Raw genomic sequence first — 20,442 nt, 5'->3', positions numbered from 1 at the left:
TTGGTATTAGAGTTCTGTTGCCCCTGGTGAGAGCTGGGAGGGACGATGAGAGACATGGCTGGTCGCAAGCGGCAGTCCGCGGAGGTCATCGTGCGCAAGCTGCGCCGCGCCGATTAGCCTCGATCTTTCGCCGGCCTTCGGCCCGACCTGCTCGGGTTCGGATTGGTTTTCGGCGGCTGATCAGCAGCTGGTGGGCAACACTGGGTAGCCCGGTCAGCGGGTGGCTGCCGGGGTTCCACGGGCCCGGAGGAAAGTCCTTTCGCGGATCGTTGGTGCGGTTTGGTGCTGGTCAGCCTGGTTGTAGGCGGTCCAGGGCGGTGACCAGTAGGCCGGCGTGCGGGGCGTGAGGGGACAGGCGCAGGTGGGTGCGCCGGGCATGGCGGGCGATGCGGGCGGGATGGTCGCCCAAGGCGATGGTCTGGCACCAGGCGGTCAGTTCCAGCGCGAGCACGACGATCGCCAGCCAGATCCGGTTGGCGTCGAAGCTGCGGAACGGGAGGTTGCGCAGCCCGGTGTCCTTGGCGGCGCGGATGCGGTCCTCGCAGCGGGCGCGGCGGCGGTGCCGTAACTCCAGGTCAGGGAGCTGACCGCGGCGAGTGTTGGTGACGAACGCGGTCAGCCGCAGGCCGTCGACGTCGGTGAACCGCAGCCCGACCGGAATCGATCACCCGATGAGCAGCTTCGACCTTGTACTCGGCCGTGAACCACCGACGCTTGCGAGGAGGCATAACGAACATCCTTACCAGCAGAACCAACGAGCCTGCTAACTCGGTGTCCACTCCCCGGGGTGAACCTCACGGTGCCCAACAGGAACGGAAGGTCGATGCGGGTCAAGTGGAGTTCGTTGGCCGTGCGCAGCGCAGTCGTCAGTAAGAGGGTGCCGACGAAGGCCCCCGCAGCGGTTCCCCAGGGATTCATCGGTCCGCGGCCTTTCCGGTGACCGTGTCGATCGCGCATGCGGCACTGATCAGAGCCAGATGCGTCAGCCCTTGGGGTAGGTTTCCGAGGAACTCGCCGGAGTCCGGTCGATTTCCTCGCTGTAGAGTCCCACATCGTTGGCTTGGCCGATCAGCTCATCGGTGAGGGCGATAGCGCGCTCGACTCGTCCGATCCGCGCCAGAGATTCGGCAAACCAGAAAGAGCAGGCGAGGAACGCTCCTTCTGCACCCTGGACACCGTCCTCGCCGGTATACCGGTAGACGAATGGACCGTGCCGTAGCTCACGGTCCACGACCTCGACGGTGGCCCGCATCCGCGGATCGGACCCGTCGGCGTATCCGTAGAGCAACCCGAGCAGGACCGCGACGTCCAACTCCTCACCGCCGGCGTAACGCACGTAGCACCCACGCCGGGAAGAAAAGCAGTTTCCCTCGATGAATGCGCGGATCTGCGCTCGGGTAGACCTCCACCGATCCACCCGGTGGTGGCGTATCAGCCCCTGGTCGTGGAGCCGGATGGCTCGGTCGAGCCCAACCCAACCCTGAGTCCGGGCCGGCTCGACGGCGGCCCGGTCGGTCGCGAACGGGAGTGGCCGCTGCACGGATACCGGGGTTCTCGCCCGGTCCGGACCGGAAACGCGGCCGCCGAGCAGGTTCAGTTGGACACCTACGGCGAACTGCTGCAAACCGGCTTCCTGTACGCGAACGCGGTGGGGCGACTGGATGCCGACGTGGCGCGGCGGTTGGCACAGCTGGCCGATTTCGTCTGCGCGAACTGGCAACGGGGCAGACTGCGCAGTCCGTGCGTTGCGCACGGCTCGACGGGCGCGAGTTCACCGCGGCTGGTATGACGGGACGGAAGAACAGGCCGCGTAGCGTAAACAGGATGGCAGGGGCACCCAAGTACACCGGGCCCTCGGCGGGGACCCGGCAGCTGGCAGTCGAATGTCGAGCTGAGCTGCCTGCGCTGACCCGGCGCCTGATGTCGGCGATCTTCACCGATATTCCCGAGTGGACCGATTACTCGCCGGTGAGCCGGGACGACTTACGCGCCGGATGTCACAGTTATCTGGCCAGAGTGCTCGACCTGTTGGCTGGTGATGTGGTGGCGGCGGATGGCGACGACGTTGCCACAGCGATCGGTCGCAATCGCGCGGCCCAGGGCGTGCCGTTGGAAGTCATGCTGCGGACTTTCCGGCTTGGGGGCCAGATCGTGTGGGAGGCACTCCTGGACCGGGCCGGCGAACTGTCATCTGCCGAAGTCCGGAAAATCGGCGCAGCGACCTGGGCAGCGATCGACGGCATGTCGTCCGCGCTGGTCACCTCCTATCGAAGCACCGAATTGGAGCAGGTGCGTCGCGACGAGCGACATCGTCACGGGTTGATCGAAGATCTGCTTGCGGGCAGTGCGCATGACGCGAACTTCGCTGCGCGGGCGGCGCGCGAGCTGAATCTGCCCACCCACGGTGGCTATCTGGTGGTCGCGGTGCGTGGCGCACGTCCAAACGTCGAGATGGGTACCGAGATGGCGTTGGCTGCCGTGGGTATTCGTTCGGTGTGGCACGATCGGGTCGACACCATGGTCGGACTCGTTTCGATGGAGCAGCGCGAGAGTTCTGTGGTGCTCGATCAGGTCAGGAAGCGGATTCGGGGGCGGGCTGCGGCCTCGCCCGTCGTCGCCGGGCTGGCTCAGATCGGTACCGCGCATGCGTTGGCGACCCTCGCGCTGGAGACCCTCTCCACATCGGCGCAGGGTCTGGTGTCGCTGGAAGATCGTTACCCGGAGGCGCTGTTACTGCGTTCCCCTGATCTGACCGAGCTGATGATCGCTCGCACGCTCGGTCCGGTGCTCGAACTGTCCGCCAAGGAACGCGAGATCCTGTTGAGCACACTGGCTATCTGGCTGGCGGAGAACTGCTCGGCGGCCCACGCCGCGCCGCGGCTGCACTGTCATCGAAATACGGTGATCAACCGGTTGCAGCGGATCTCCACTCTGCTGGGGCGGCGGTTGGAGGGGCAGCGGTCCCACCTGGAGCTCTCGCTGGCATTGGCGGCGTTGGAGATGGACCCCACCACCACTGACTGAACGGTCGATCACGTTTCTCGCATTGGGCTCTGCGCCCACTTTCAGGCCATGAAGTCTGGGCTGTCTGTCCGTTGATTGGGCAATAACGGACCGTGAGACTCGATGAACAGCCCGCACTGCGACCGCGGATGGGTTGATCCTTCGAGCTGAGGAGCACCACGAGTGCTGGAATTCGATCTATTGGTCATTGGTGGTGGACCGGGTGGATACGTGGCCGCCATCCGCGCCGCGCAACGCGGCCTACGGGTCTGTGTTGTGGAAAAGGAGCGCCCTGGCGGCGTGTGCCTGAACTGGGGTTGCATTCCCACCAAAGCGATGCTGCGCTCCGCGGAGGTCTTCCACACACTCACCAACGCAGCCGAATTCGGAGTCCTCGCCGACAACGTGCGGTACGACTTCGCCGCGGTGCGGCAACGCAAGGACGCCATCGTCAAAGAGCTGACCGACGGTGTCGCGGGCCTGCTGAAGGCCAGCGGGGTCACGCTGATCGAAGGGCATGCCCGGTTCGTCGAGCCGACCGTCGTGGAGGTCCACGAGGTCGACGCCTCACCGATCTTCGACGGCGGCCCCCGCTACGCCGCTCCCGCGGGAACGGCGATTCGACGGGTGACCGCGCGCGACGTGATCGTCGCGACCGGTTCGGTGCCCGCGCAGTTGCCGATACCGGGCGCGGGATTGCCCGGCGTCGTCACCTCCGACGGCGCATTCGGACTTACCGAGGTGCCGCGACGGCTGGTGATCATCGGCGGCAGCGCGGTCGGCGCCGAATGGGCCACCCTGTTCGCCACGTTCGGCAGCCAGGTCACGGTCGTGGAGATGCAGGACCGCCTGGTTCCATTGGAGGACAAAGGGATCGGCGACGCACTCGGCCGATCGTTCCGCAAGCGTGGCATCACCGTCCTCACCGGCGCCACCGTCACCGCGATCACCGAGGGCGACGCACTGCGGGTATCGGTCGGCGGTCCGGCGGCGCACGAACTCGACGCTGACGTCGTGCTCGTCGGCGTCGGGCGGCGCCCCAACACTTCTGAACTCGGCCTGGACGTAACTGGAATCGACACGAATGCAAGCGGTTTCATCGAAGTCGACGATCGACTGCGGACCAGTGTCGAGCACGTCTACGCCATCGGCGACGTGACCGGGCGGGCCATGCTCGCCCACGTCGCCTCACACCAGGGCATCACCGCGGCTGAGGTGATCGCCGGGCACGACACCCACATCGACTACTCGGTCATCCCGGCCGCGACGTTCACCCACCCGGAGATCGCCAGCGTCGGTCTCACCGAGAAAGCGGCTCGTGCGGCCGGCCACGAGGTGATCACCGCCAAGTTCCCGTTCGCAGCGCTCGGCCGAGCCAAGACCTTTGGCGAGACCGAGGGGTTCATCAAAATTGTTGCCGGGCAGTCACATCAGGAAGTGCTCGGCGTGCACATCATCGGCCCGTCCGCCAGCGATCTGATCGCCGAGGGCGCGCTCGCGATCTCGCTGGAAGCCACGCTCGACGAGCTGGCCGACACCATTCACGCCCACCCCACTCTCGGCGAGATCGGCATGGAGGCGGCCATGGCCGGACTCGGACTGCCGGTACACATCGCGCCACGCAAGCGTTGAGGAGCTCGACATGACCACGACCACCGCGCGGAGCAAGCCCGCCCGCAAGCTGACAAAACCCGATCCCGTGCCCGCGGCAGACACCACCGGCCCCGACGTGGAATCCGCTGTGGCGGCGGAGGATCCCGAGACCTTGCGTGGTCTCTACCGCGACATGCTATTCGTCCGACGCTTCGAGGAGCGCACCGCGCAGAGCTACCAGCAGGCCAAGATCGGCGGTTACTGCCATCTCAACCTCGGCGAAGAAGCCACGGTCGTCGGCCTGGGCGCCGCGATGCGCCCCACCGACTACCTGTTCACCAACTATCGCGAACACGGCTACGCGCTGGCCAAGGGCATCGAACCGGGTCGAGTGATGGCTGAGCTGTACGGCCGCTCCACCGGTACCTCCAAGGGGTGGGGCGGCTCGATGCACATGTACGACACCGCGACCCGGCTGCTGGGCGGCTACGCCATCGTGGGCGGACAGGTTCCCCTGGCCATCGGCGCGGCGCTGGCCATCGACTACCACGACGGCGACGACGTCGTGGTGTGCCAGATGGGGGAGGGCACCACCAACATCGGCGCCTTCCACGAGTCCCTCAACATCGCCGCGCTGTGGCGGCTTCCGGTGGTGTTCCTGGTGATCAACAACCAGACCGGCATGGGCACCACGGTCGAGAAGTCCTCGGCCGAACCGGATCTGTGGAAGCGCGCCGCCGCCTATCGCATGCGCGGCGAGCGGGTGGACGGAACCGATATGCTGGCCGTGCGTGACCTGGCGAGTGAGCTCATCGAAGGCGCCCGCCGGGAAGGCAAACCCGCACTGCTCGAAGCGGTGAGCTACCGACTCAAGGGCCACTCGGTGGTCGACCCGGCCAAATACCGCAGCACCGAAACCGTTGCCACGGCACGTGAGCACGATCCGATCGTGTTGTGGCAGCAGCGTTTGCTCGCCGCCGGTGTGCTCACCGAAGCGTCGCTGGTCGATCTCGACCGCGAGGTGGCCGACGGTGTCGCCGCCGCCGTCGAATTCGCTGATTCGAGCCCGCATCCGGAGCCGTCGAGCCTGTTCGACTACACCTACGCCACCCCGGTGCCGGGCGATTCCCGCCGTCTGCCCGCCGATCCGCTCTTCACCCACTGAGGACTCCCACTGTGCCTGTCATGACCTACCGCGAAGCTCTGCGCGAAACCCTGCGTGAGGAGATGCGACGCGATGACGACGTTTTTCTGATCGGTGAAGAGATCGGCGTCTTCGAAGGCTCCTACAAGATCACCACCGGTCTGCTCGAGGAGTTCGGTGAGAAGCGAGTGCGCGATACCCCCATCGCGGAGGAAGGATTCGTCGGTGCGGCGATCGGCGCCGCGATGCTCGGCTTGCGCCCGGTCGTGGAGATCATGACCATCAACTTCTCGCTGCTGGCGCTGGATCAGATCGTCAACCATGCCGCGAAGATCTACGGTATGTTCGGCGGCCAAACCAGCGTACCTCTCGTTATCCGGACACCCGGTGGCGGCGGCCAGCAACTCGGGGCGACGCATTCGCAGAACATCGAACTGTACTACGCCTTCGTGCCCGGCCTGAAGGTCGTGGCGCCGAGCACGCCCGCCGACGCGCGGGCATTGCTCAAGGCCGCGATCGAGGACGACGATCCGGTGTTGTTCCTGGAGAATCTGTCGCTCTACAACACTAAAGGCGAAGTGCCCGAAGAGCTTCCGGCCGCCCAGATCGGCAAAGCCGCCGTCGCCCGCGAAGGCACCGATATCACCCTCATCGGTTACTCCCGTATGGCCGCTGTCGCCACGCAGGTTGCTGATCGTCTCGCCGGCGAGGGTATTTCGGTTGAGGTGATCGACCTGCGCAGTCTGCGTCCGCTGGACCGAGACACCATCGTGGCCTCCGTCCGCAAGACCGGGTGCGCGGTCATCGGCGAGGACGACTGGCTCACCTACGGCATCGGCGCGGAAATCGCGGCATCGATCTCCGACGGCGCGTTCGACTATCTCGACGCCCCCGTTCGCCGCGTCGCCATGGCGGAGGTCCCGCTGCCCTACGCCAAACCACTCGAAAAGCTCGCCTTGCCGTCCGCGGAATCGCTCTACACCGCAGTGACGGAAACCCTGGCGGCCGTCGGTAAGGACACACGCAATGCCTGACATCATCATGCCCCGGCTGTCGGACACCATGGAAGACGGCGTTGTCTCGGCTTGGCTCAAGAACGTGGGTGACCAGATCACCCGCGGCGAAATCGTCGCCGAAATCGAGACCGACAAAGCCCTGATGGAACTCGAAGCCTATGACGACGGCGTCCTCGAAAAGATCCTCGCAGAGCCTGGCGTTCGGGTTCCGATCGGCGAGCCGATCGCGATCGTCGGGGATGGCACTGCATCGGACGAGGTTTCGGCTGTACGCGGTACTGCTGCCGCGGCGACGCGATCGAGCGACGCGCCATCCGGCGTCGGCTCGGCGGCCCGAGACGCCGCGCCACAGCGCGTTTCACACAGTGACACTTTCTCGGGCTCGTGCCGGACCGATGTGGTCAAATCTTCGCCGCTCGCTCGCAAGATCGCGCGCGAGTTGGGGGTCGACATGGACTCTGTCGTGGGAACCGGCCCGGGCGGGCGGGTGACGAAACGAGACGTGGAGGCTGCCCACAGCGCCGCCGAGCCCGGCTCGCCCACTGTCATCGTGACGCCTCCTGACGCGAGTGCCATTGCTGTGCAAGATGTTCCAGCGTCTGGAGAGTTCGCGGAGGTCGTGCTGACCACTATTCAGCGCGTCTCCGCGACCAGGCTCACCGAGAGCATGCAGCAGGCACCACACTTCTACCTGACCAGTGCGATCGACGTGACCGAGTTGTTCGCCTTCCGTGCCCGGATCAACGCGACGCAGGACGCGGCGAGCGACAGCAAGGTCAGTGTGAACGACCTACTCGTCAAGGCGGTGGCCGTCGCGCTGCGCAAGGACAGCTCGGTCAATGTCAGTTATGCGGGAGACAAGCTGCTGCGGCACAAGGGTATCCACATTGGCATCGCAGTCGCGACCCCGGCCGGACTGCTCGTTCCGGTCATTCGTGACGCGGACCGCAAACGCATTTCCGAGATCGCGACCGAGAGCCGTGACAAAGCGACCCGTGCCCGCGATCGCAAGCTTCGCGCAGATGACATGACAGGCGGCACCTTCACGATCTCCAACCTCGGTATGTTCGGCATCGAGCAATTCACCGCGGTCATCAACTCGCCGGAGTCCGCCATCCTCGCCGTAGGGGCAGCAGCCGACGAACTACGCCTCGAGAACGACGAAGTAGTTGCCCGCAAGATCCTTCGCGTGACCCTGTCGGCAGACCATCGAGCCATAGACGGCGCGGTCGCAGCCCAGTTCATGGCAACCCTCAAGGAACTGATCGAAAACCCGCTGCGGATCGTGACATAACGGACTCACGGGCATGTTCGGCCATCTTTGGAAGGCCTGCAGCCATTCCAGGGCCTCTCCGCGATCACGTTTCCACGCATCACCCAGACGGGCCGTTCCGGGTCTCGGTCGAAAGCGAGCGACGACATGGTGCATCATGATGCTGATCTGTCATTGCCCATCCGCCAATGCGAATCGCGAGGACGATAGGCACAGTCTCGGGTTGCGGATGCCGCCGGTTTCTGGGGGCAAGCGAACACCGAATGATCTCCCGAGCGTCGCCGGCGTCACCAGAGTGCGGGCCGGATCCTGGCGATCTCGACCGCCACGTGCGAATTCGAGCAGCTGCTCGTCGCCGATCCGGTGCCCTCGGGCGGTTGGGGTCCCTCGGCGGACGGCAGGGCGAGCCGTTCGAGCGGCTTGGCGTAAGGCAGCAGCACCTCGGCCATTGCCACGCGGCGGATCGGGGCGTCGAGGTAGTCGAAGGCGAGGGATCGTGGCCGTCACCGGCTCGGTATGACGTCGGCGAACTCGATTCGACGGACTTTGTTGCCGATTCCGTTCGAGCCTGGATGACACACCGAACCGGACACCGTGCGACCCCACAAGGCCGTGGGCTGCGGATATGGGTGCGCGAGTGGGTGTCTTCACGCATGTCGCCGCAGGACCGGACCTGTGATGCTCATGTCATCAGTTGTGGTTGCGGATAGGAGGCCAACGATGCATGAAGTCGCAGATCGTGCGGAACGAAGTCCGGGCAGAACGCGGCTCGAGCGCGCTGAATCACCAGCCGTGCCGGCCTCGTATCCCCGAGCGTGGTGTGTCGACAATGCTCGCACCGGGTGTGAGCTACGCGTACGGCAACGGGTGATCGGAGATGGCTGATGTGCGCCGAGTCGAAGTCGACGGACTGCGGGCTTCGTGGTGCGTGTCCGAGGGCCATTTGATTTCGATCATCGCCGTACACAAGGCATCCGCCGCCGCGCCGGTCGTGTCCTTCGGCCCCGAGATTTATCCGGATCTCGTGCAGGCACGAGAACTCCTTCCGGGATTGGTGAAGCTGTGGGACGCGGTGCGCCACGATTTCTGGAACCAATACATTCCGGCGCACCCGAGGTCCCGCACTCGAGAAGACGGTACGACCTCGGGATTCCTCTCGGACACTGGTGTCGCAGACGGGTCCGTGTCGTGAAGCGACTACCACTCCCAAGGAGATAGAAAGGCACCCGGAGTATGTCTCAGTGCTGCCCTACTCCGGAGTTTCCTGCCCGAGGTGCGGGGCATTCGACCCCACGCTGCCCGGCAACGGCGCCGCCGGCGGTTCACAACGGCGTGGACCTCGGGACGGATACCAAAACAATAACCCACAGATACGCACGGACAGGTTCACGGCATGATCGAGATGTATTGCTCGCGATGCGGAGAAACATTGCAATCGCAGACGGATCGATATCAACGTGTGCACATTTCCTGCCTCCGGCCGACGGAACGCGCGGACTCGCGACCGATTGCGGATGATTCAGACGGCCGTGACGGCTTGGAGGGAGTCGAATAGAGCCGGCGCCATGGATGCGCGGGCCGCCACATCGAAGAGGCGGCCGACCGTCTGCACACCCATGCGCACAGCGCCTCTTCGGGGCGGTGATGCGGCTCGCGGTTGGCTCCCCGGCCGGGCCGAGGACGCATCGAAATAGTCGCGCCGGATGCCTTCGGCGCGGCTAGATTGGTCTTATGGCGCGACGTAAGCCTCGCGTGGTCGGTAACGTGCCGTTCCCGATCACCAGCTTCGTCGGACGGCAACGGGATATCCGCAGGGTCCGGGAGCTGCTCGCGACCGCACGACTGGTCACGCTGACCGGTGTGGGTGGGGTCGGAAAGACGCGGCTGGCCACCGAGGTCGCGGCCGCATCCGGCCAGTCGTTCCCGGACGGGGTGTGGCTGGTGGATCTCGCTCATGTCGGCGACGCGGATCTGGTGGCGCGTGCGGTCACGACCAGCCTGGGCGTCGTCGATCTGTCCAACCGCCGCGCCGAGGAACAGCTCGTCGGCCACCTCGCCGACCTGAACGCGTTGCTCGTGCTGGACAACTGCGAACACCTGGTGGAGACCTCCGGTGAACTGTGTGCCCGCCTGCTGCGATCGTGCGCCGAGCTGCGGATTCTGACCACCAGCCGGGAAGCGCTCGGGATCGTGGGCGAGCACGTGTACCCGGTCCTGCCGCTGTCGATGCCCACCTCGGACACCACGCTCACCCCGACCGGACTGACCGCTTACGAAGCGCCGACACTACTGCTGGAACGCGCCCGAGCGGTGCGCCCGGAATTCACGGTGACCGAAGTCGACACGGCCGCGGTCACGCGGGTCTGCCACCGGCTCGACGGGATCCCGCTAGCCATCGAGCTCGCCGCGTCCCGGCTACGGTCACTGACGCTGCAGGGCCTGGTGGAACGACTCGACGACCGGTTCGCCCTGCTGACCACCGACACGCGGGCCGCGGTGCCGCGGCAGCGGACGCTGCGAGCGCTGATCGACTGGAGCTACGAGCTGAGCCGACCGGCGGAGCGGCTGCTGTGGGCGCGGCTGTCGGTGTTCGCCGGCGAATTCACCCTGGCCGCCGCCGAGGGCGTGTGCGCCGGTCCCGACCTACCGCGCGAGCAGATCCTGGACCTCATCGACCGCTTGGTCGCGCAATCGATCCTGGTGCTCACACCGTACAACGGCCTGCCGCGCTACCGGATGCTGGAAACGCTCCGCGAGTACGGATCACACCGGCTGACCGAACTCGGCGAGACCGACGCCCTGCGCAAGCGGCACTGCGACTACTACCTCGTACTCGCCGAGCGCAGCACCGAGGCATGGAACGGGCCCGGGCAGGCGGCCGGTCTGGCCGAGGTGCGCGCCGAACACGCCAACCTGCAAGCGGCACTCGACTGGGCGACCACTGAGCCCGCCGCCACACGCCAGGCTCTGGCGATGGTGACGGCACTGCGCTACCACTGGTGCGCCGATGGATTCCTCAGCGAGGGACGACGGTGGATCGAGCGGGCGCTGCGCAACGCCGACCACAACACCCCCGAACGGATCCCGGCGCTGTGGGTCGCGGCCTGGGTAATGCTGATGCAAGGCGACCTCGACCAAGCCGACGAGGCGCTCGACGAGTGCACCACCCGTGCCGCCGCCGTGGGCGACCACCGCGCCCTCGGCTGGGCGAACAGTTTTCGCGGCATGTCAGCGCTGTTCCGCGGCTACCTCGCGGAGTCCATCGCGATCTGCGAGCACGTTCTCGCCGATTTCCCCGACGATGACAACCTGGCCCGGTTCACCCTGTTCCATCTCGCCTTGTCGCAAGTACCCGCCGGAGACGACAGAGCATCGCAGACCGCCCGGCAGGCGATCGCCTTGGCCGACAAGTGCGGCGAACAATGGAGCAAATCATTAGCCTTGTCGGCGCTGGGCTTCGACCAGTACGTCCACGGCGAGCACGACAAGGCGGCCGCCACGACCTGCGCTGCACTGGAGATCCAGACCGGGTTCAACGACCGCGTAGCCACGGCAGTGATGATCGAACTGCTGGCCTGGATCGCCGCCGCCCGCGGTGATCACCGGCGTGCGGCGCGGCTGCTCGGCGCGGTCGGATCGGAATGGCGGCGCATCGGTACCTCGATCACCGCGTTCGGACCCTCCCTGCGAAGGCCGCACGACACCTGCGAGCACGCCACCGCCACGTCCTTGCCCGAGGCGGTGCTGCGTGCGGAACGCGCACGCGGCGAAGTCCTCGATCACGACCAGGCGATCGCCTATGCACTCGACCGCCACGAGCGCGCCGCCGAACCCGCGCAGCGCGACGACGCCGTGCTGACCGCGCGCGAGCAGCAGGTGGCCGAGCTCGTCGCCCAAGGCCTGAGCAACCGGCAGATCGCCGAACGACTCGTGGTATCCCCGCGCACCGTCGACCGGCACCTCGAGAACATCCTCGCCAAGCTCGGCTTCTCATCGCGGACGCAGATCGCCGCCTGGACAGCGCTCTCCCACCGAGCGCGGTAGCCGAGGTCAGCGCGGCTTGGCTACGGTTCGAGGTACAGCCGTTCGGCAGGTAATCGGCTCAGGCCCGGCCGTCAGGCCGGTCTTTCTTGGCTCAGTCCCATAACCTCGCGCACGGCAGAAACGGCAGATCGGGGCGAACGTCGTCGTCGACCGTGATCACCAACTGCGGAAACCCTTGCGCCAATTCATCAGCCACGTGCTGCGCCTGCTCAGTGCTCGCCTGGTAGTCCAGGCTCAAGACACCCGACTCGATATGGATATGTCGTAGTGCTGGTCGCATTACAGTTGCCTCACTGGCTATTTGGCCGGTTTGGGCCGTTACCGTGGAGTCAGCTTCCTGTACTCCTCAGCTCACAGCGCCTCGGCATCGGCGCGCGAGCTGTCCTGCGGGCGGCGTGTGTGGTCGGCGCATGTGCGCGTCGACGTGGTGGGTGCTCGAAAACTCCCTGACATGGGCTGGCCGGGTGCGTCGAGCCGAGGGTCAGTAGAAGAAGACGTCGTCCGTGAGGCCGACGTGCAGTGCTCGGTAGCTGCCGGTGTAAAACAGCAGGGGCGCGCCGTCGTGGTGGTCGAGGTGTTCGACTTCGCCGATGAACAATACGTGGTCTCCTGCACGATGGCGGTCGACGATACGGCAGCCGATTTCGGCGAGGCCGCCTGGGATGAACGCGTACTCGCCACGCCGTGTGAAATCAATGGACAGGCCGGGTTGGGTTCGTCCGCCGAAGTGCCGGGACAGGGTTTCCTGATCCTCCGACAGGAGGGTGATGCCGTATCGCTCACCGGTGGTCAGGTGTTCGGCCATGGTGCAATGGCCGAGGGAAACAAGCACCAGGGCGGGGTCGAGAGATACCGACATGAAGCCATTCGCGGTCATGGCGTGCACGCCGGCGTCGGTGTCGGTGGTCACGACGGTCACCCCGGTAGCGAAGCGGCCGAGCGCGTTCCGGTAGGCCCGTGAGTCGGAACCCACGGGCCGAATGTCTGTAGACCGCGCATTCATGGCATGTTGTCCTGGACAGGGGGACTGATCGTCGCGTAGTGGACGATGTGCGCGCCGCCCGTGGCGTAGTTGGGGACGTCCTCGGCGACCGCGCGTCCTTGCGGTGAACCCATCGCGTCGGCAACCGCGTCCGCGGAGTCGAATTCACCCTCCCAGATCGCGAAGTATGGGCTTGGGCCGTCGAATGTGGCGAGGTCGAAGCCGTAGCGCATGGCCCGTAGACCGGGCAGCTGAGCGGCGAGCGGCAGATGATGCTCGACGTAGTACTTCCGGAAATGCTGGGGATCGGCGGGCGGCGGGTAGAGAACAGTCAGTCGGTACACGATATGCCTTCCCTTCACAACGCGGCCGGAGCCGGACGGACACCGTGGCGGGCCAGGAAAGCGTCGGTGCGCTCGGGGGTGGCGAGTATCTGCCACTGCCGATCGGGGTAGTCGAAGTTGTGGGTGAACTCGTCTGCGATCGCTTGGTTCTCACTCATCGCAAGGAATAGCCGCTGTAGGTGTGGGGGAGGCGGGCCGAGCATCAGATTGGTCCACTGGGCGGCGCCGAATACGACGTCGGCGCGGCGCGCGGCAACCCGCCGGCAGAACATCTCGTCGAAGCCGAGATCGCCGACGATGGCTTCACCCGTGATCCATGCCGAGTGCGAGGCCGAGTTGGCGCCCTGACCGGCCAGTGGGTCGACGACGGTGTGGACGTCGCCGATCGCCAGTGCGTATTTGCCGCCGGGGAGTTTCGCGTAATCCTCACGGACGGTGGGGACGATCGCGCCCTGCAATATGTCGAGTGAACTGTTCAGTGCGAACTGCCCAGGATCGACTCGTGCGAAGGTTTGCGGGTGGTGCTTTGCGAGTTTGTCCAGGACAGTCCGCTCGAAGGCGGCGGGATCCTCGTCATATCTCATCTTGGACAGGATTTCCAGGTCTCCGCCGGGGATATTCTCGAACAGCAGCGCGGTGAGGAAACCGTCCGCGGTGTAAATCGGGATCTCCAGAAGATCACCATGGCCTGGGGAGACACTGATGGTGACGCCTTTCGGGCTGGACTCGGTGATTCCGCGGTACAGCCCGACACACAGGACGCGCTGCGGCGCATCGTACGGGCTCAGGTCCGCGCGGCGGGGGAACAGCGAGGCGAACGCACCCCGGCCCGCGGCGACGACCACCAGGTCGTGGCGTGTGGCGATGGGTTCGATGTCGTCGGCCTGAAGCATCCGGATCTGCAGGTCGCCTCCTCGTTCCTGGAATGCCTCCATCAGTTTCGGTAGGTAAAGGCGGTAGTCGATGGCACTGGACCAATCGGCGAAGTCGCCGCGGAACGACAGGGGGTGTTCGCCCCCCATGTAGTGGTGGTGGCAGGAGTAGCCGTAGTCCTGGACCGGCCAGAAGTGAACACCGAGTTCACGCTCACGAGCGAGCGTGGGGCCGTGATGTGCGACGCTGTTGAGCAGGCGCCCGCTCGCGAGCTGGTGTGCGGTCTTGTCGGTGTAGATGGTGACGGGTATGTCGTGTTGGCGCAGCTTCAAACCGAGTTGAAGCCCGCCGATACCGGCGCCGATGATCCCGATGTTCGGCATGGTGTGGATGCCCTTTCCAGATCAGTTGCCTTCGGCAACATGAATTCGTGGTGATCCTGTCGACAATTCCACCTCCGCGGGGCGGCAGTCATGGCATGGAGGGAACTGTGCTTGACGACTACTGCACAGGCGGGTGCAGCAACGGGAAATCTTGGTCAAACGCCGTTCGGGCTGCTGAGAGTAGTGCGCCGGAATTCGCCCGGGCTGATGCCGAATTGTGCTTTGAACACGCGACTGAAGTGCGCCGGGTCCGGAAACCCACATTTGCGGCCCACTGCACTGATGGACGGTATCGCCCGGGCGCTGGACAGTTCACGGCGGCACTGATCGAGGCGGCGTTGGCGAATCCAACTGGCAACCGGCCGACCGTCGGCTGAGAACAACTTCTGTAAGTATCTGGTGGAGATGTGCACGGCTGCGGCGACGACATCGGGGGTGAGGTCGGGGTCGCCGAGGTGATCGTCGATGAAGGCTTTGGCCTGGACGAGCAACGCCTGGTGGGGCAGCGATTCGGGGGTGCCGAAGTCGTCGGCGAGCAGGGCCGACAAGAGATCTACGACGGCGTCGGCGATGACGGGCGTGGCGTGGAGCCCGCCCCGGTGTTGCTGCTCGACCAGCCGGATCAGTAGCGGGGTGACCAGTGCGCCGACGTCGTCGCGGCCACCGATCCGGCGTGCGAGGATGTCGCGGTCGGCATTGAGCGGCAGATGCAGTCGCTCGCGCGGGAACATGAACACGGCCATGTCCGTAGGCGCCCCGAAGTCGAGGGTGTAGGGCAGGTCGGTGTCGTAGAGGGCGAAGTCGCCGGAACCGAGTACGGCTTCGCGCCCGTCTTGGACGAGGAGTGCCACACCGCTGAGTTGGAGACCGAGCTTGTAGAGGCCGCGCTCACTGTCGGCTATGAGGGATTTGCTGCGTCGGACAGTGTGTGGTGCGGCGGAGACCCGCGACACCGTCATCGTTCCCAGCGTGCTCACCTGCAGGCGGCCGGTGAAGCCGGTGGCGTCGGCAGCGGTCGCCGACAGCGGAACGAACGCGCGCGTGACCGTTTGACGCCAGTATTCGAGGCGATCGGCCGGCTCTACCCCGTCGGTTCCAAGAACTCGGGGAAGTGCGCTCGGCGCGGAAGGATCCATGATGGTCCTTACCTTCCTTGGTGGGTGGTGAGGGCACCCAGCTGGTGGCCGATGAAGCGGTCGGCTCGCTGATCGGTGGCGAGCGCCTCCCATTGCCGGTCGGGGTGATCGAAGTTGTCAGTGAATGTGTTGGCCAGTAGAGAGTTTCGGGCCGCGGCGCGCAGCACACGCTCGATCCGGGGGTGCTGCTCGAGGGTCAGGTTCGTCCATTGGGAGGCGCCGATCAGAACGGCCTCACGGGTACGGGCTACCTGAGTGCAGAACAATTCGTCGTAAACGACGTCCGGGCCACAATGACTGGCGACCACCGCGGCGCTGTATGCCGCGATGTTGGCACCCTGCCCCATCACCGGATCGACCACGACATGCGCGTCTCCGAGCGCGAGGGCGTAGACGCCGTGCTCGATGTGGAAATAATCGCGGCGCACGGAGGGAACGATCCCGCCCTGCAATAGGTCGCGGAGGTCGGTGAGTTGGAATTCGGCTACGTCGACGCGCTCGAAAGTACTGGGGTGGTGGGCGCGCAGTGTGTCGAGGACGGCGCGGTGGAAGTCAGCGGTGCCGCCGGGTTGCTGCAGTAATGCCGCGGTTTCGGTGTCCGGAAGAGTCTCGAACAGCAGCGCCGTCACCCAGCCGTGCCTGCTGACGAGTGGAATCTCCAGTAGTTCCCCTACATCGGGCGCGATGCTGATGCCGACCCCCTCCTGCGCGGGGCGTGTGACACCGGTGTACAGGCCAACGCAGATCCGCCGCTGTGGCCGGTCGAATGGTGACAGCGCTGCCCGGCGTTCGAACAGGCCACTGAGGAGGCCGCGACCGGACGCGACGACGACGAGATCGTGCTGGGCAGCCAATGCCGACAGATCGTGCGGCCCGATCGGCAGGACTCGCAGGTCGCCGCCGCGCTCGGCGAAGTCCGCAGCCAGGGCAGGTAGATACAGCCGATGATCGACAGCTAACGACGGATAGGTGAAATCGCCGGTGAACCGGACGGGATCGCTCCCGCCGAGGCTGTGGTGATGGCGGCTGTAGCCGTACTCCCGCGTATCCCAATGCGCGACATCCAGTTCCCGCTCACGAAGGACGGTGGGGTGGTGGTGGACGACGGTGTTCAACAGCGGGCCCGCGGCGATCTCGTCGTAGTCACGGTCGACATAGAGCGTCACCTCGGACATCCCGGTCGGACGCAACGCCAAACCGAGGTGCAATGCGGCTATTCCACCGCCCACGATTCCGATACTCATAGCTATCTGCTCTACTATCGAGAAATGTTTCTCTGATATAGAGTCGAGAATACGCATGTGTGACTACGGACACAAGACTGTGGGCGGGTGACAGGAGCGACAATGCCCCCATCGGACAAGTCGGGAGTGACCTCGCAGACCCTCGAGCGCGGCCTGGCGGTGCTGGAGATGGTCGCCGACGCCGGCCCGTGCAGCGCCGCCGACGTCGCTCACGCGTTGGGTCTGCACCGGTCGATTACCTATCGCCTGCTCACCACTCTCGAACTGCGGGGATATGTGGAACGCGACGAAGCGGGCCGCTACCGGGTGGGTGTCGCCTCGGCCATGGTCGCCGGCACCGTCCGCCGTGATCTGCGTGCCACCGCGGAACCGGAACTTCGGCGGGTGGCGGAAAGCTTGGGCACCACGTCATTCCTGGTCGTACCGCAGAACGAGGATGCCCTGAACCTGTTGTCGGCCGAACCGATCGACGCACCTGTGCGCATCAGCTATCGCCCTGGACTGCGGCATCCGCTGACGCGCGGAGCTCCAGGGCTGGCGCTCCTCGCGGCGCTTCCACCGCGTCCGGAGGAACGCCCCGAGGTGACGCTCGCGAGGGAGCTGGGCTATGTCCGCACCACCGGCGAGGTGGTGCCGGGCATGAGCGCGCTGGCGGTCCCGGTGTCCGCGGCTTCCCAGACTGCAGCTGTGTGCACGATGTATATGCCGGGGAGCATCGATGAGAAAGTGGCTGTGGCCGAACTCGTCCGAGCCGCCGAGGCGTTGCGGTCAGAGTAGGTGGAACGTGGCCGATAGCGGTGATGCGGGTCGCGAAGTCCTCCGCGACGCGCTCGTGGACGATGAATCGGTGGGCGGCGGTGCAGGCTTGGCCGATGTTGCGGAACTTCGCCGCGAGCGCCCCTTCCACGGCCTTGTCCAGGTCGGCGTCGTCGAATACGACGAACGGCGCGTTGCCGCCGAGTTCCATCGACACACGCAGCACGTTGCCGGCGGCTTGGGCGATAAGCGTGCGGCCGACCTCGGTGGAACCGGTGAACGACAGCTTCCGTAGGCGGGGGTCGGCGATGATCGGTTCAGCGACGCGGCTGGAGGAGGCGGAGGTCACGACGTTGACGACGCCGGCGGGCAGTCCGGCCTCGGCAAGCAGGCGCGTGAAATACAGGGTGGTCAGCGGCGTCAGCTGCGAGGGTTTGATCACCACGGTGCATCCGACGGCGAGGGCGGGGCCGATCTTGCGGGTTGCCATAGCGAAGGGGAAGTTCCACGGTGTGACGAGGAACGAGGGGCCGACCGGCCGCCGCGAGACGATCATCTGGCCGGTTCCCTCGGGATCGAATCCGTATCGGCCGTGGATGCGCACGGCTTCTTCACTGAACCAGCGCAGGAACTCGCCACCGTAGGTGACCTCGCCATAGGACTCGGCGAGTGGTTTTCCCATCTCGACTGTCATGAGCAAGGCGAGATCGTCCGCGTGTTCCTCGACGAGTTCCCAAGTGCGGCGCAGAATTTCACTGCGGGAGCGCGGTGCGGTCTCGGCCCAGCCGTCCTGTGCGGCCACAGCGGCGTCGAGTGCGCGGATCGCGTCTTCGGCGGTGGCGTCGGCCACCTCCCGGACGACGTGACCTGTGGCAGGATCGCGCACGGCAAACATGCCGCTGGACGCGGCATCGATCCACTCACCATCGATGAACAACCGATTCGGCACCGCGGCAAGCAGTTCGGCTTCACGGTCGGTTACAACTTCCTGCATCGTTCGGGGTTCCTTGTCGATCGGGCGCACTCACTGGAGGGCGCGCGCGGTCCTGGGTCGGTGCGTCCGATATAGGTTTGGGCCAGTGCTTCCGAGCCCCGGGCAAGCAGGGCTACGTCGGCTCCGACGAGGATGAAACGGGCGCCCGCTGCGGCGTAGTCGCGGGCGGTGTCGGAGTCGAACGCGTTGACGCCGAAAGGCTTTCCCGTGGCGTCTATGTCGGCGAAGGCGTGTTTCACGGCGGCGACGACATCGGGGTGTGTCTGCTGCCCGATCAGGCTCATCGACGCCGCGAGGTCACTGGGTCCGATGAAGACGCCATCCCCGCCTGGGGTTGCGGCGATCGCCCGGGCGTTGTTCACGCCCTCCTGCGTTTCGATTTGGACGAACAGCGAGACATCTTCGGCATCGTCGCGCAAATATCCCTCGACGCGGTTCCACCGAGCCGAGCGAGCGAGCGCGCTGCCGACACCACGCGTGCCGGTCGGAGGGTAGCGGATCATCGCGGCCACGGCTTTGGCCTTGTCAGGCGTGGAAATCATCGGCACGAGGATGTTCTGTGCGCCGAGATCGAGCACCTGCTTGATGATCACGGTCTCGCCGTGGGGGACCCGGACAACCGGTACGGACGAATAGCCGGATACCGCGTAAAGCTGCGCGAGTACCGACTCCAAGCTGTTGGGCGCGTGCTCCATGTCGATGAGCAGCCAATCCAGTCCGGATCCCGCCATGATCTCGGCGATGAGGGGGAGCCCGAGCAGGCCCATCCGCCGAAGAGGGCGCGGTAGGCGGTGGCGAGCCGGTCCCGGAAGGTCGGGTTCAGGCGAAGCGGCATGAGAGGGTTCCCAACGGTCCGTAGTCGGCGAGCACGGTATCGCCTGGCTCGACCCACAACGGGCGGGTGAACGACCCGGCCAGCACGATCTCGCCGGGTTCGAGGCGATCCTCGTGCTGGGCGAGCTTGTTCGCCAGCCACGCCACGCCGGTGGCCGGGTGATTGAGCACCGCCGCCGCGACGCCCGACTCCTCGATCGTCTCGTTGCGGTAGAGCAGCGCGGCCACCCAGCGCAGGTCGGTGTCGCCGGGCTCGATCGGGTTGCCGCCGTAGACCAGGCCGCCGAAGGCGGCGTTGTCGCTGATAGTGTCCACGATTGTGCGGCCCGCCAATTCGATTCGCGAGGAAAGGATTTCCAGCGCCGGGACGACGTACTCGGTGGCGCGCAGGACGTCGAACACCGACACGTCCGGGCCTTGCAGAGCGTCGGCGAGCACAAATGCGAGCTCGACCTCGATGCGGACGTTGGAGAACCGGCCGTGCTCGATGACCGCGCCGTTGTCGAAGACTGCGTCGGCGAAGATCGCACCGTAGTCGGGTTCGGTGATGCCGGTCGCGGCCTGCATGACTTTGCTCGTCAGCCCGATTTTACGGCCGACCGGCCGCCGCCCGGCGGCCATTGCGCGGCGGCGCCACTCGTTCTGCACGGCGTAGGAATCCTCGATCGTCATTCCGGGATGTCGTGCGGTCAGCAACGGCACGGTGCTGCGGTCGCGTTCCGCGCCCGCGAGTTCGTCGGCGATCGCCGTGATGGTTGCGGCGTCCAACGCCATCGCCAAAATCCTTTCCTGTTCGGCCGGTTCGGACGGTCAGAGCTGATGA

Annotated in this window: 18 protein-coding genes and 2 pseudogenes; 8 read left to right on the top strand and 12 right to left on the bottom strand. The window is 65.7% G+C overall.

Features of this window, described 5'->3' with window-relative positions:
* Nucleotides 1-289 precede the first annotated feature (289 nt).
* Nucleotides 290-649: pseudogene (locus tag ON19_RS17190) on the bottom strand (transposase); the annotation flags it as partial.
* 333 nt (nt 650-982) lie between these two features.
* Nucleotides 983-1,417, bottom strand: coding sequence for a glycoside hydrolase family 15 protein (locus tag ON19_RS17185; protein WP_368854286.1), 435 nt, complete (start codon nt 1,415-1,417; stop codon nt 983-985).
* A 6-nt stretch (nt 1,418-1,423) separates the two neighbouring features.
* Between ON19_RS17185 and ON19_RS17180 the strand changes: the two genes are divergently transcribed.
* The 6 genes from ON19_RS17180 to ON19_RS17155 all read left to right on the top strand — a co-directional run bounded on the left by ON19_RS17180 (nt 1,424) and on the right by ON19_RS17155 (nt 8,050).
* On the top strand, nt 1,424-1,789 hold the full coding sequence (locus ON19_RS17180; RefSeq protein WP_157229743.1) for a glycoside hydrolase family 15 protein: 366 nt from the start codon (nt 1,424-1,426) through the stop codon (nt 1,787-1,789).
* Nucleotides 1,786-3,024, top strand: a complete 1,239-nt coding sequence (locus tag ON19_RS17175) for a PucR family transcriptional regulator (RefSeq protein WP_483243686.1) — start codon at nt 1,786-1,788, stop codon at nt 3,022-3,024. The genes ON19_RS17180 and ON19_RS17175 overlap by 4 nt, the downstream gene beginning before the upstream one ends.
* Nucleotides 3,025-3,186: 162 nt before the next feature.
* On the top strand, nt 3,187-4,635 hold the full coding sequence (gene lpdA, locus ON19_RS17170) for a dihydrolipoyl dehydrogenase (protein ID WP_043693229.1): 1,449 nt from the start codon (nt 3,187-3,189) through the stop codon (nt 4,633-4,635).
* A gap of 10 nt (nt 4,636-4,645) precedes the next feature.
* A complete protein-coding gene (gene pdhA / locus ON19_RS17165) occupies nt 4,646-5,761 on the top strand; it encodes a pyruvate dehydrogenase (acetyl-transferring) E1 component subunit alpha (RefSeq protein WP_083899442.1) in 1,116 nt (371 codons plus the stop codon).
* 20 nt (nt 5,762-5,781) lie between these two features.
* A complete protein-coding gene (locus tag ON19_RS17160) occupies nt 5,782-6,774 on the top strand; it encodes an alpha-ketoacid dehydrogenase subunit beta (RefSeq protein ID WP_218006443.1) in 993 nt (330 codons plus the stop codon).
* A complete protein-coding gene (locus tag ON19_RS17155) occupies nt 6,767-8,050 on the top strand; it encodes a dihydrolipoamide acetyltransferase family protein (protein ID WP_174377701.1) in 1,284 nt (427 codons plus the stop codon). The genes ON19_RS17160 and ON19_RS17155 overlap by 8 nt, the downstream gene beginning before the upstream one ends.
* A gap of 266 nt (nt 8,051-8,316) precedes the next feature.
* On the opposite strand, the gene ON19_RS43825 is transcribed toward ON19_RS17155, so the two are convergent.
* Nucleotides 8,317-8,484, bottom strand: a complete 168-nt coding sequence (locus tag ON19_RS43825; RefSeq protein ID WP_227954852.1) for a hypothetical protein — start codon at nt 8,482-8,484, stop codon at nt 8,317-8,319.
* Between the two features lie 1,276 nt (nt 8,485-9,760).
* Between ON19_RS43825 and ON19_RS17145 the strand changes: the two genes are divergently transcribed.
* Nucleotides 9,761-12,073, top strand: coding sequence for an ATP-binding protein (locus ON19_RS17145; protein WP_051168993.1), 2,313 nt, complete (start codon nt 9,761-9,763; stop codon nt 12,071-12,073).
* 91 nt (nt 12,074-12,164) lie between these two features.
* Here ON19_RS17145 and ON19_RS41965 read toward each other — a convergent pair whose 3' ends face one another.
* The 6 genes from ON19_RS41965 to ON19_RS17120 form a co-directional block, all read right to left on the bottom strand.
* Nucleotides 12,165-12,311, bottom strand: a complete 147-nt coding sequence (locus ON19_RS41965; protein WP_157229742.1) for a hypothetical protein — start codon at nt 12,309-12,311, stop codon at nt 12,165-12,167.
* A gap of 243 nt (nt 12,312-12,554) precedes the next feature.
* Nucleotides 12,555-13,076, bottom strand: a complete 522-nt coding sequence (locus ON19_RS17140) for a flavin reductase family protein (RefSeq protein WP_051168992.1) — start codon at nt 13,074-13,076, stop codon at nt 12,555-12,557.
* Nucleotides 13,073-13,399, bottom strand: coding sequence for an EthD family reductase (locus ON19_RS17135; RefSeq protein WP_043693244.1), 327 nt, complete (start codon nt 13,397-13,399; stop codon nt 13,073-13,075). Before ON19_RS17135 ends, ON19_RS17140 begins: the two co-directional genes overlap by 4 nt.
* A 14-nt stretch (nt 13,400-13,413) precedes the next feature.
* Nucleotides 13,414-14,655, bottom strand: a complete 1,242-nt coding sequence (locus ON19_RS17130; protein WP_043693220.1) for a styrene monooxygenase/indole monooxygenase family protein — start codon at nt 14,653-14,655, stop codon at nt 13,414-13,416.
* A gap of 155 nt (nt 14,656-14,810) precedes the next feature.
* Entirely contained in the window at nt 14,811-15,791 is a 981-nt protein-coding gene (locus ON19_RS17125) for an AraC-like ligand-binding domain-containing protein (protein ID WP_043693218.1), read from the bottom strand.
* Nucleotides 15,792-15,799: 8 nt separating this feature from the next.
* Nucleotides 15,800-17,035: a styrene monooxygenase/indole monooxygenase family protein gene (locus ON19_RS17120; RefSeq protein WP_043693215.1), complete on the bottom strand. Its 1,236-nt coding sequence runs from the start codon at nt 17,033-17,035 to the stop codon at nt 15,800-15,802.
* Nucleotides 17,036-17,137: 102 nt separating this feature from the next.
* Between ON19_RS17120 and ON19_RS43820 the strand changes: the two are divergent.
* Nucleotides 17,138-17,314 (top strand): annotated as a pseudogene (locus ON19_RS43820) (helix-turn-helix domain-containing protein); the annotation flags it as partial.
* 205 nt (nt 17,315-17,519) lie between these two features.
* Here the strand turns inward: ON19_RS43820 and ON19_RS17115 are convergent.
* From ON19_RS17115 to hpaH, 3 genes are read right to left on the bottom strand one after another with little or no spacing between them, the layout of a single operon-like run.
* Nucleotides 17,520-18,785, bottom strand: coding sequence for an aldehyde dehydrogenase family protein (locus ON19_RS17115; RefSeq protein WP_227954851.1), 1,266 nt, complete (start codon nt 18,783-18,785; stop codon nt 17,520-17,522).
* The gene (locus ON19_RS17110; protein ID WP_306307048.1) at nt 18,770-19,552 is read right to left on the bottom strand and encodes an HpcH/HpaI aldolase family protein; all 783 of its coding nucleotides are present in this window, start codon (nt 19,550-19,552) and stop codon (nt 18,770-18,772) included. Before ON19_RS17110 ends, ON19_RS17115 begins: the two co-directional genes overlap by 16 nt.
* A gap of 52 nt (nt 19,553-19,604) precedes the next feature.
* On the bottom strand, nt 19,605-20,393 hold the full coding sequence (hpaH, locus tag ON19_RS17105; protein ID WP_043693212.1) for a 2-oxo-hept-4-ene-1,7-dioate hydratase: 789 nt from the start codon (nt 20,391-20,393) through the stop codon (nt 19,605-19,607).
* Nucleotides 20,394-20,442 lie beyond the last annotated feature (49 nt).

This window comes from Nocardia abscessus NBRC 100374, from assembly GCF_000308455.1.
Taxonomy (GTDB): domain Bacteria; phylum Actinomycetota; class Actinomycetes; order Mycobacteriales; family Mycobacteriaceae; genus Nocardia; species Nocardia abscessus.
This window is presented reverse-complemented; position numbering and strand designations above follow the sequence as displayed.